Here is an 11,882-nt window from a genome sequence, read left to right as displayed (position 1 = left end):
CTCCGCGAGTACCAGGATCCCGTCACGAGTCAGAAAAACATCTGCAACCGAAAACATAAATTTCGGATCGGGACTGGAAGTCCGCATAAGAATTTCAGTCCCAACTGGCCGGTAATCACGCATCCAGACGGCCAACCGATCCAAATCCGGCTTGCACCCGGCGCGAAGTTGCCAATCCCACGTGGCTCGACCGGCCGCCAACCCCGTTGTGACACGTAGAATTGTTCGATGGCGGCGCGAGGTGCGCGTGCGGGTCCCACCCGCCACGGCGCCGCAGGACGGAAGGAACCCGATTCACGTGGCTCAGCCAGCGAACCTGAAGAAACTTGCCCGCGAGCGTATGGAACGCACCGGCGAAAGTTACACAACCGCCCGCAAAAATATCCTCACCAACAAACCCGAAAGTCCGCGGGCAGCCCGCGCGGCCCAGGCCAAAAACTACTCTTCGCAGGGTAAATCCGGCAAGCAGGCTTCGGCCAAGTCGAAGTCGGCCCAGTCCAAAAACGCCCAGAAGCCAGCACCCGCCCCGGCGCCGCTCGACGAGCTGCCCGAATACCCGGCGCCGGAAAACGTGGTGCAGTACGACGCCGCACTCTGGCACCGGGTGCTCACCCAGGCCGGGGTGACCAACCCGGTCACCTCCCAGCCCTACACCGAAGCCATGCTTGCCGGACTGGCCGGCGGGATCGGATTTATGCAGCACAGTTTCCAGGATGAGGACAACGTCAGCCTCGCCCTGGTGACCCGCGCCCACCCGGAGCCCTACACGCAGAACCTGCTCACCCGCTGCGGGGCAAAAATCAACGAGCGCACCACCAGTTCCGACGTGCGCGCCGCCGAATACCTGGACACCGGGCTGGATGCCGGCCGCGCAGTGGTGGTCCGGGTCGCGGTCAATGCGCTTCCGTGGATCGAAGAGGGTGAGGTCGACGAGTCCGACACCATCGACCTGGCAGTTGTCGGCGAACTCGATGACGACCTATTGGTGGACGACGGCTCCGGCGCGCTGAACCCCATCAGCCCCGAGGACCTCACCACCGCCCGTGCCCGCCGCAAACGCGAAAAGTTCTGGCAGGCCTGGGTCACCTCGCGCCGCGCGCCGAAGCCGGAGGTGTTGGCCGCCAACGTGCTTGAAGCCGTGGAAGAGACCACCGCCCGCCTGCTTGGCACCAGCGAACTGCGTGGTGTGCCGGCGCACTTTGCCAAAAACTACGGCATCGCCGGCATGCGCACCTTCGCCGCCCGGTTGCGTGACGCGGAAGGCAAAACCGGCTGGAATCAGATGTTCGCCGAGCCCGCGCAGCTGGAATCAGGGCTCTCCCAGCTAGCCGGATTCCTGGCCGACACCCGTTTCGGCGGGATCGGCGGCTTGCGCGGTTTATACGCAGACTTCCTCGATGAGGCGGCCGATTTGCCCGGCCTTGCCGACCTGGGGGAGCACTCCGCGGCCTACGCCCAGCTGGCGGCCCTGTGGATCGACTTCGCTCAACTGCTGGAGGAACCGGTTCAGCCAGCACAGCGCCAAGAGCTGTTTACCGGTTTAGCGCAGGTCATGGAGCAGATTGCCCAGGCCGAACAGGACGCCGCCCAAGCGTTGGCCGCCACCGCCGCCACACTGCGCCAAAGCACGGATGTGGCGCACTAGACGTGTCTCGGGACGCAATCTGGCGGTGGCCGAGCACGGGAATTGGCCGCACTCTTGATAACCTAGGGTCGTGACTAATGAGATTGAGATCGGCCGCGGCAAGCGGGCCACCAAGGCATACTCCCTGGACGACGTAGCGATCGTACCGAATCGCCGTACCCGTGACCCGAAGGACGTGTCGGTCTCCTGGCAGATCGATGCCTTCCAGTTCGACACCCCATTCCTCGGCGCGCCGATGGACTCGGTGACCTCCCCGGCCACCGCGATTGCGTTGGGAAAGCTCGGGGGACTCGGCGTGCTGAACCTCGAGGGCCTCTGGACCCGCTACGAGGACTCCGAAAAGGTCCTGGAAGAAATCGCCGGCCTGAATTCCGAAGCGGCCACCCGCAATGACCCGAAGATCACCGCCAAGCTCCAGGAGCTGTATTCGGCTCCGATCCAGGCTGAGCTGATCACCTCCCGCCTGGCGGAAATCCGCGAATCCGGTGTGGTAGTGGCCGGTTCGCTCACCGCGCAGCGCACCCAAGAGTTCTACCGCACGGTGATCGATGCCGGTGTGGACATCTTCGTGATCCGCGGCACCACGGTCTCCGCAGAGCACGTCTCCAAAACCACCGAACCGCTGAACCTGAAGCAGTTCATCTACGAGCTCGACGTTCCGGTCATCGTTGGCGGCGCCGCCGGTTACACCCCGGCCATGCACCTGATGCGCACCGGCGCCGCCGGCGTGCTGGTCGGTTTCGGCGGCGGCGCTTCGTCCACCACCCGTCGCACCTTGGGCATCCATGCACCCATGGCTACCGCCATTGCTGATGTCGCCGCGGCCCGCCGCGACTACATCGAGGAATCAGGTGGACGTTACGTGCATGTGATTGCCGACGGCGGCCTGGGCAACTCGGGCGACATCGTCAAGGCCATCGCCATGGGCGCTGACGCCGTCATGCTCGGCACCGCACTGGCCCGCGCCGATGAGGCACCGGGTGCCGGTTACCACTGGGGCATGGAAGCGGTTCATGAGGTCAGCCCCCGTGGCGACCGCGCTCAGGTGGGTACCGTGGGTCCGCTGGAGAAGGTGCTCTACGGCCCGTCCCAGGAGACCAACGGCACTTCGAACCTGGTCGGCGCCCTGCGCCGTTCGATGGCCACCACCGGCTACTCGACACTCAAGGAATTCCAGCGTGTCGACGTAGTGCTCTCGCCCTACGAGTCCGACCGCTTCTAGGCCAACACCGCGGCGGGGATTTCCGCCTGCAGGCTTTTCCGGCCCGTCGCCTTTGCCCCATCCGGCATAGGCGGCGGGCCGTCGCCATATCCCGGAAACCTCGCCTTAACGACACAATCCACCAAAAGGTTCCCCCGCGGTGCCTAGAGGTGTCCAAGGTCAATCTCACGCCCCGTGCATTTCAACTTCTACAGAGAATCGAAGTACGGTGGTAGGGTGCTGAAAACCGCCCTGAAACCTCAATGGCTCCTTGCGTTGCTGGCCGCCCTGGCGCTGGCCACCGGCTTCGTCGCCCTCTCCGGCTGGCAGTTCGGAGCCTCCGAATCCGAACCGCTGGTCAAAGCGGACGTCACCGAGGTCCCGGTCCCGCTGATCGAGCACCATAGCGTCGGGACCGAACTGCTTGGCACCGTGGCGGACCAAATCGTGAGCCTGAGCGGCGAATTTGTACCCGGCACCGATGAGCTCATCGCACCGCGCCTGCACGAGGACATCCAGGGGGTTTGGGTGGTCAGCGAATTCCTGGTCGACGGCGCGCCGGATGAGGCGGCCATCGCAGTAGTCCGCGGCTGGCAGCCAGATACCAGCACCCCCAGCCCGGCCCCGGAAGGGGAGCTGAACATCACCGGGCGCCTGCTGCCCTCCGAAGGCCCGGAATTGAAGCACGACGTGCGCAACCCGGTGCTTGAAACGCTGGCCTCCTCGCAGCTGGCGAACCTGTGGGATCACACCCTGTATGAAGGTTTTATCACCGCCCACGAGCTGACTGCTGCTGATGGCGCGCAGATCGACCAGCCGGGGCTGACCCGCGTGGTGGTTGGCCCGCAGCCGCAGGAAGCCCAGATCAACTGGCTGAACGTGTTCTACGGCATCGAATGGGTGGTGTTCGCCGGGTTCGCGCTGTTCCTCTGGTACCGCATGGTCCGTGATGACTACCAGCGCAGCATGGAGGCGGTTGCCGAACGCGCCGCCCAAGCGCATCAGCACGACTCGCTTGCCGAGACCGACGAGCAGACCGGCGATAACTCCGCCGATAACACCCGCGAGAACTAAGCTCAGCGCAGCCAGCGCGCCACTACACTGTCAATGACTGACCTCCCACGGAAGGACCACCCCAGAATGTCCAGCACCACTCCCGCACCCCGCCCCCGCAAGTTCGGCGGAACCCCGGCGCAGATCCGCTCCGCGGCGGCTTTTTTCCGGGTTTTCGCCTACGTCACCGGCGTGATGCTGCTGCTGCTGGTGCTGGAAATGATCTTCAAGTATTTCTGGCAGCTGGAGTTGTTCATCGGCGGGGAACTGGTTGACGGCACCGCGAACACCGTGGGCATGCACAACCGGGCCGCCATCAGCGGCGGCTTCAACGTGTCCCTGGGGATCTTGATCGCCCACGGTTGGCTCTACGTGGTGTACCTGTTCGCAGACTTCCGGCTCTGGTCGCTGATGCGCTGGCCGTTCGCCCGCTTCATCACCATCGCCCTGGGCGGTGTGGTGCCGTTCATGTCCTTCATCACCGAGCGCAAGGTGCACCGCGAAGTGATGGCGGAGATGGAAAACCACCCCAAGGCCGCCAAGCGCTACTAGGCCGCCAGCCGCACTGCACTCCGCCAGTGGCGGACCGCCTGCCGAGAACCGGTACGCGGTCCGCCGCTGGCATTTTTGTTCCCGGTCGGCGATTGTGACCCGGTGGTGACGCTGATGACATCGGCCGTGCTGTTTCGCACCCGGCGAACCGCGTAGACTAGGTGGGTGACTACTGCTCCCCTCAATCCAGAACATAAGCCGGTTCTGGTCGTCGACTACGGGGCCCAATACGCGCAGCTGATTGCTCGCCGCGTACGTGAGGCTCGTGTGTACTCGGAGATCGTTCCGCACACCCTGTCCACCGAAGCCATCTTGGCCAAGAACCCTGCAGCGATCATCCTCTCCGGTGGTCCCTCCAGCGTGTACGCCGATGGCGCCCCTTCCGTGGGGGCCGACCTGTTCGAGGCCGGCGTGCCGGTGCTCGGCATCTGCTACGGATTCCAGGCCATGGCCAACGCCCTGGGCGGAACCGTTGCGGAAACCGGACTGCGCGAGTACGGCCGCACCGCGACCGAATTCGCCGGCGAGGCCCGCTCCATCCTGGCCGGTGCGGATAACGCGCCGACCGTGTGGATGAGCCACGGCGACTCCGTCTCGGTAGCCCCGGAAGGCTTCGAGGTCCTGGCGACCACCGCCGGCGCCCCCGTCGCGGCCTTCGCCAATGAGGCCAAGCGCCTCTACGGCGTGCAGTGGCACCCCGAGGTCAAGCACTGCGAGTTCGGCCAGGATGTGTTGGAAAACTTCCTGTACCACGGCGCCGGCCTGAAGGGCGACTGGACCGCGGATAACATCGCCGACGAGCAGATCGAGCGCATCCGCGCCCAGGTCGGCACCGGCAAGGCCATCTGCGGCCTGTCCGGCGGCGTTGACTCCGCCGTGGCCGCGGCCCTGGTGCAGCGCGCCATCGGCGACCAGCTGACCTGCGTTTTCGTGAACCACGGGCTGCTGCGCGAAGGTGAAGCCGAGCAGGTGGAGAAGGACTTCGTCGCCTCCACCGGTGCCAAGTTGTACATCGCCGACGAGCGCGAGCGTTTCCTGTCCGCGCTGGACGGGGTCACCGACCCGGAGACCAAACGCAAGATCATCGGCCGCGAATTCATCCGCGCGTTCGAGGCCGCCGAGGCCGCGATCATCGCCAAGGAAGCCTCCGAGGGCGAGCCGGTGAAGTTCCTGGTCCAGGGCACCTTGTACCCGGACATCGTGGAATCCGGCGGCGGCGAGGGCACCAGCAACATCAAGAGCCACCACAACGTGGGCGGCCTGCCCGAGGACCTGCAGTTCGAGCTGGTCGAGCCGCTGCGCACCCTGTTCAAGGACGAGGTGCGTGCGGTGGGCCGCGAGCTGGGCCTGCCGGAGGAAATCGTGGGACGCCAGCCGTTCCCGGGCCCCGGCCTGGGCATCCGCATCATCGGTGCGGTCAACGAGGAGCGCCTGAGCATCCTGCGCAAGGCCGACGCGATCGCCCGTGCCGAGCTGACCGCAGCCGGCCTGGACGACGAGGTCTGGCAGATGCCGGTGGTGCTGCTGGCCGACGTGCGCTCGGTAGGCGTGCAGGGCGATCATCGCACCTACGGGCACCCGATCGTGCTGCGCCCGGTCTCCAGCGAGGACGCGATGACCGCGGACTGGTCGCACCTGCCCTACGACCTGCTCTCCAAGATCTCCAACCGCATCACCAATGAGGTGGACGGGGTCAACCGCGTGGTGCTGGACGTCACCAGCAAGCCACCGGGAACCATCGAATGGGAGTAACCGGCAGCTAGTTGTGCCGGGTCCGGGCCGGCCTTGAACGGGCGGCCCGGGCACCTCATGCGGAGCCCTTGGGGTGCACCGCGGCGTGTTGAACGTCGCGGCGCACCCCTGACGGGTTCCGCAACACTTGCTTAAAGCGTGTTTCGCACCGGTATTCTGCCGCGCGAGTGCACTACGTTAGATAGAGGTGTCGTGTGCCAACGCGCGCCGCTGTAGGCCGGTTCAGTGAAGGGAATAACTGTCGTGACCAGTGCTCACAATGCTGCCGCGGATCGAGTGGCCGCCTGGGTGAAATCCCTGGGGCAAAGCGCCGGGGCCGACACCACCTTGAGGTTCGCACCCTCGACGTCAAACAGCATCGACATCACCCACGCCAACCCCTCGGGTCTGGCGCAGCTGCTGGCCGGCCGCCGGACCCGGCTGTCGACCCTGCTGCACGACGCGGAACAGTACGCCGCCGCCAAACGCACCGCCCGCGCCTTGGCCTCCAAAATCAGCGAGCTGTGGGATGAGCGCGGCATCGACGTGGGGTACCTGGCCGCCGGCGTGGCCAACTGGCGCGCTGTGCACGAGGGCAAAAGCGAACCGGTCTCCGCCCCGATCATGCTGGGGCGCATCACGCTGAGCAAACACGTGGACACCGACGACTACGACGTCCAGCTGATCGGCCGCGCCACCATCTCCCCGGCCTTTGTGCGCCAGTTCGAGGCCGATCACCACACCAGCATCGACGTGGCCGCCGTGGACGCCGCCGCCTACTCGATCGCGCGTTTCGATCCGGTGCGCGGCATGGACGCGCTGCGCCATCTGGTCTCAGAGGTTCCCGGGGTGGTGGTGGGACACCGCCTGCTGCTGTCCACGTTCTCCGACCTCATGGACCCGGCCGACCCCGCCAAGCTCAGCGGCCCGCACCCGGTGATCGAGGCGCTGATTGCGCATGCCGAAAACCAGAAGCTTGCCGAGCGCGCCGCCAAGGTTGCCGAGGCCACCAAGGGCTCCACCGCGCTGGCCAACCTGGTCGCCGCCAAAAACGCTCCCGCCGAATCCGGGGCGGGTTCCCCACAGGCACAGCAGGCTGAAGGCCAGGCTGATTCCGCGCAGGCCGGCGCTCCGCAGGCCGGCACCGCGCAGGCCGACGCCCCGGAAGACACCGGTTCCCGATTGCGCCGGGTGAAAAACCTGCTCAAGGATTCGGCGCGCCCGCGTCGCGCCCCGGAATCCAGCTCGCCGCTGGCCGGCAAACCAGCACCGGGCACCAGCCGCAAGGTGCACACCGGGGACACCACCCTGGCCAAGTCCTCCGACGAGCGCGATCCCGAGGACGAGCTGTACCTGCTGGATGCCGACGAGTCGCAGTCGCGCATGCTCGAATACATCGGAGCCGGGGAATCCGTGGCGATCAACGCGGCCGCCGGCACCGGAGCCACGCAGACCGCGCTGAACGCCGCCGCCGTGCTGGCCGCCCAGGGCAAACGCGTGCTGGTGATCGCCGAACAGCGCACCGCCGCGGAGGAATTCGTCGCCCGCTTCAACGAGCAGCTGGACGCCGCCAGCTTGCTGCTGGAACCGAACGAGGACCCGGATGCGGTCCGCAAGCAGCTGACCCGCGCCATCCTGCGCAACGAACGCGCCACCGAACCGCAGTTGGGCAACCTGTTCAAGCGCCTGCGCGAGTCGCGCCATGCGCTGCACGAACACGTGAAGTCGCTGCATTCGGTGCGCAGCCGCTGGGGCTGCTCGCCGTACCAGTCGATGCAGGAGCTCGCCCGGCTCTCCGCGCTGAACCCGGCCCCGTCCACCACGGTGCGGCTCAAGCGTTCGGTGCTCGACTCCATGGGCCAGCGCGGCCACGTCGCCGCGCAGCTCAAACGCGCCGCGCAGCTTGGCGCGTTCTCCCGAGAACACACCACCAGCCCATGGCACGGCGCGCCGCTGCGCAACCAGGAAGCCACCGCGCAGGCGCTGAACCTGGCCAGCGGGCTGGGCAAGGACCTGCCGATCCTGCACGAGCACATGCTGAAGATCGCCGAACGCAGCCAGATCCGGCTGGATGACAGCTACGACAAGTGGGGGGACCAGCTGGCTCTGCTGGTTTCCGTGCGCGGTTCGCTGGACAAGTTCGAGTCCGACATCTTCGAGGGGGACATCGACGATCTGATCGCCGCGACCGCCACCAGCGCGTGGCGCCGCGAGCACGGGGTGGAGATGGGCTCCCTGGTCCGCTCCCGGTTGCGCAAAATCGCCAAGGAGTACGTCCGCCCGGGCATGCACGTGCCGGACCTGCAATCAGCGCTGCAGGCCGTTGCGGTGCAGCGCGACGCCTGGCGGGCGCACGCCACCTCCCAGCGCAACCCGCAGGTTCCCGGCGGGCTGCTGGATGTGGAAGCCGGCTACCACGACGCCGGGGCGCGCATCGACAAACTCTCGGCCATGCTGCCGGCCCGCACCGGCGGGAGCCTGCGCGAAATGCCGATCGCGCAGCTGCTGGATTTGATTGCCGCGCTGGTTGACCACAAGGAAGACCTCGCCGAGCTGCCCGAGCGCACGCTGATCGCCGAGCAGCTCGCGGAGGCCGGGCTGGGGGATCTGCTGGAGGACTTCGCCGATCGGCAGATCGACGCCGACGCGGTGGACGCTGAACTTGAACTGTCCTGGTGGCAGTCGGTGCTGGACGCGATGATCTCCGGCGACGACTTCCTGGCCATGAACGACGGCGCGAAGCTTGAAAAACTCGAAGCCGAGTACCGGTTGGCCGACGGCGCGCATATCGCCGCCGGGCCGCAGCGGATCCGCTGGCAGCTGGCCCGCAACTGGAAGGCCGCGCTGGCCGATCACCGCGCCGCCTCCCGGGCCCTGCGAGAGATGCTCAAGGAGAACACCGTCTCCATCGCCCAGGTCCTGTCCCTGGGCGAGTCGCTGGTCAACTCGCTGACCCCGGTGTTTGTGTCCGCGCCGCTGCTGCTTGGCACCGCGCTGCCCGATGACACCGAATTCGATGCGGTGATCCTGCTGGAGGCCAACTACCTGACGCTGCGCGAGGTGCTCGACGCGGTGCGCCGTTCCCGCCAGGTCATCGCGATCGGCGATCAAATGCTCGGCGGCCCGAAGCCCTTCGAGGTTTCCGTGGACCCGACCGCCCGCATCGGCTCACGCCACGCCGGGGTTTCTGCGCTGAGCGCGCTGAACGAGGTGCTGGTCACCGGGACCCTGTCCACGGTGTACCGCGGGGTCGACGAGGGTTTGGTGCAGCAGCTGTCCACCACCTACTACGATTCGGCGATCTCCCGGCTGCCGCAGGCCATGGCCACCGCGGCGCATTCGGAGCGCCTGAGCGCGCAGTATGTTCCCGATGCCACCGGCACCCTGGCCAGCAGCGAGGACGGGGTCCAGAGCACCGCCGCGGAGGTGGCGCGCATTGTGGACCTGGTTTTCGAGCACTTCTCCACCCGCCCGGAGCAGTCGCTGGCGGTGATCGCGACCAACCGCGCCCACGCCTCGGCGATCGCGGAGGCGATCCGGGTGCAGCTGCCAAACCACAAGTACGCGATGGAGCACCTGCGCGCCGCGAAGGAACCATTTGTGGTGACCACGGTGAACCGGCTCATCGGGCTGCGCCGCGACGCGGTGATCTTCGCCTGGGGTTACGGGCGCACCCCGCACGGCAAAACCCTGCACGAATTCGGGGCGCTGTCCCGGCCCGGCGGCGAGCAGCTGTTTGTGGCCGCGGTGACCCGCTCGCGTACCCGGCTGACCCTGGTCTCCAGTTTGCAGCCCGATCAGCTCGAAGCCTCGCGCTTGCATCACGGCGCCGGCGCGTTTTTCGACCTGTTCACCCGCGTGCAGGCCGGGGATTCCTCGGTTGCCACCTGGGCGCATCCGCGGTTCGACGCGCTGGTGTCCGACCTGGCGCGGCGCCTGCGCGAACGCGGGGCCATCGTCTCGGAGGACTACCGCGGGGTGCTGGATCTCGCCGCGCACGCGTTCGACGTCGACGGGCAGGAAATCCGCCCGCTGGCCGTGGTGTACGACGGCACCGAACACTATGCCGGGTTGACCGTGCGCGAGCGCAGCCGGTTGCGTCCGGACTTTTTCGAAAACCACGGCTGGCGTTATGTGCCGTTGTGGACCATCGACGTGTTCACCGACCCGAGCTCAGTGACCGATCGGCTGGCCCGCTACCTGCAGCTCAAGCCGGCTTCCGCGCCGAGCCCGGTGGAACGCTCCCGCGCCTCGGTGGCGGTGGCCCCTCCGGTGCGCGCCAGCCAGGTGACCTACGCCGCCGAGGCCGCCGCCGGCGAAGCCAGCCCGGCTGCGGAGAAGCCCGAACCGGCCAAGGACGACGCGCAACCTGCGGCTGCGCCCGAAACTGCCCCGCAGGGCGCCAGCGACGTGCCTTCCGCCGCCACCGGGGCTTCGGGAGGCAGCACGGACACCGCGCAGCCTTCCACCCCGAGTCCGGTGCCGGCGACCAGCGAGCCAGCCGAGCAGCGGAACGCCAAGTAGATGGGTGATCCGCTCTCGCGGCGGGCCCCCGGCTCTGGTGCCGGCCAGCCGGGGCCTGATGCGGAACAGGCCGGGTTATCAGACAGCGGGCAACCTGCTGCCGAACGACCTGCTGCCGGGCGCCGCAAGCGCCCGCGGGTGATCGCCCCGGCGGCGCACCTGCAGGCCCGCGTGCAGCTGACCGGAAGCTACCAGAAGGTTTCGCCTGCCGCCGCGGTTGACGAGTCGATCGCCAAGGCGCGCTCGGCCGCCTCGCTGGCCCCGGCCGCGCACCCGGCCAGCACCGGCGGCGATCCGCTGGCCGGGCTGCTGGCCAAGGAGGACGACCCGAGGTTCTGGGGGGATTCCACGGCGGACCTGGCCGAGGCCATGAAACGCGAAAAACCCCCGCACTGGGGGTAAACCGCGCCAGCGCCGCCCCCGACCCAGATTCTTCCATCCGGACCGGGTCAGTTCACCAGTACCGCGGAGACCTTTCCGCGGGAAACGGCTCCGGCCAGGTCGTCGGACAGGCTCGCCGCCGCGGCCACCACAACGATGCCCTCGCCGGAGGCAGTGCCGCCGGCGAGCATTCCGAACTGCCCGCGCTCCGCGCTCGGAACCCAGAGCACCGCCACGGCGCGGGCGATGGTTTCCGAGCGGATCGCCTGCTCGAATCCGTCGCCGGTAGTCAAAACGATATCCACCAGTTGCCCCGGGTGCAGCAGCCCGACGGTGGCCGGATCGCTGAGCCGAATCGGCACCGCGACGGTTCCCGCGGCGCTGCCGGTGAGCAACTGCGGGCCCACCAGCAGGAAGTGGCGCAACGCGGTTCCGGCCGGAACCCCGACCGCCAGCCGCTGTCCCACCAACGCCTGCGGGTCGCTCAGCAGCCCGGGGTCATCCGGATCGGCCAGCACGCTGCGCAGCTGCACGTCCGCGGGGGAGATGATCGCGCCGGCGGCAATCTCACTGGCCGCCACCACCACCTCGCGTTTGGCCAGCTGCCCTGCGGAGAGCGTATTCAGGCTGGCCGCGAGAGCCAGCAGCAGGCAGGCGATGGCCAGCGGCCGCCGGTACCGCCGCAGCGCCTCGTTCCGGGTGCGGACCGGGCGCACCTTGGGGCGCGGGATGAGTGGGGCGCGGCGGGAAGCAGGAAGTTTCATGACCCCAGTTCACCGCGGTATCCGGTGCGCC

The 11,882-nt window shown here is 67.5% G+C and carries 8 protein-coding genes; 7 read left to right on the top strand and 1 reads right to left on the bottom strand.

Annotation, left to right across the window (positions count from 1 at the left end):
* Positions 1-298: 298 nt before the first annotated feature.
* The 7 genes from ACIOWL_RS15290 to ACIOWL_RS15260 all read left to right on the top strand — a co-directional run bounded on the left by ACIOWL_RS15290 (position 299) and on the right by ACIOWL_RS15260 (position 11,108).
* Positions 299-1,645: a DUF4872 domain-containing protein gene (locus tag ACIOWL_RS15290; RefSeq protein WP_400386890.1), complete on the top strand. Its 1,347-nt coding sequence runs from the start codon at positions 299-301 to the stop codon at positions 1,643-1,645.
* Positions 1,646-1,715: 70 nt separating this feature from the next.
* Positions 1,716-2,867 carry a GuaB3 family IMP dehydrogenase-related protein gene (locus tag ACIOWL_RS15285; protein WP_400386888.1) on the top strand — a complete coding sequence of 384 codons (1,152 nt, stop codon included), beginning with the start codon at positions 1,716-1,718 and terminating at the stop codon, positions 2,865-2,867.
* 216 nt (positions 2,868-3,083) lie between these two features.
* Positions 3,084-3,920 (top strand): SURF1 family cytochrome oxidase biogenesis protein, encoded by an 837-nt coding sequence (locus tag ACIOWL_RS15280; RefSeq protein ID WP_400386885.1) that lies wholly within the window; start codon positions 3,084-3,086, stop codon positions 3,918-3,920.
* 66 nt (positions 3,921-3,986) lie between these two features.
* Positions 3,987-4,451: a DUF3817 domain-containing protein gene (locus ACIOWL_RS15275; RefSeq protein WP_400386882.1), complete on the top strand. Its 465-nt coding sequence runs from the start codon at positions 3,987-3,989 to the stop codon at positions 4,449-4,451.
* Positions 4,452-4,616: 165 nt separating this feature from the next.
* A complete protein-coding gene (gene guaA, locus ACIOWL_RS15270) occupies positions 4,617-6,203 on the top strand; it encodes a glutamine-hydrolyzing GMP synthase (RefSeq protein ID WP_400386879.1) in 1,587 nt (528 codons plus the stop codon).
* A gap of 243 nt (positions 6,204-6,446) precedes the next feature.
* Positions 6,447-10,706, top strand: a complete 4,260-nt coding sequence (locus ACIOWL_RS15265) for a DNA helicase (protein ID WP_400386877.1) — start codon at positions 6,447-6,449, stop codon at positions 10,704-10,706.
* Positions 10,707-11,108: a hypothetical protein gene (locus tag ACIOWL_RS15260; RefSeq protein ID WP_400386875.1), complete on the top strand. Its 402-nt coding sequence runs from the start codon at positions 10,707-10,709 to the stop codon at positions 11,106-11,108.
* A gap of 47 nt (positions 11,109-11,155) precedes the next feature.
* Here ACIOWL_RS15260 and ACIOWL_RS15255 read toward each other — a convergent pair whose 3' ends face one another.
* The gene (locus tag ACIOWL_RS15255) at positions 11,156-11,851 is read right to left on the bottom strand and encodes an RcpC/CpaB family pilus assembly protein (protein WP_400386872.1); all 696 of its coding nucleotides are present in this window, start codon (positions 11,849-11,851) and stop codon (positions 11,156-11,158) included.
* Between the last annotated feature and the right edge of the window lie 31 nt (positions 11,852-11,882).

The organism is Glutamicibacter sp. NPDC087344, assembly GCF_044744225.1.
In the GTDB taxonomy this organism is placed as follows: Bacteria; Actinomycetota; Actinomycetes; order Actinomycetales; family Micrococcaceae; genus Glutamicibacter.
Note: the sequence above shows the minus strand (reverse complement) of the source record. Positions and strands in the feature narration are given on the sequence as shown.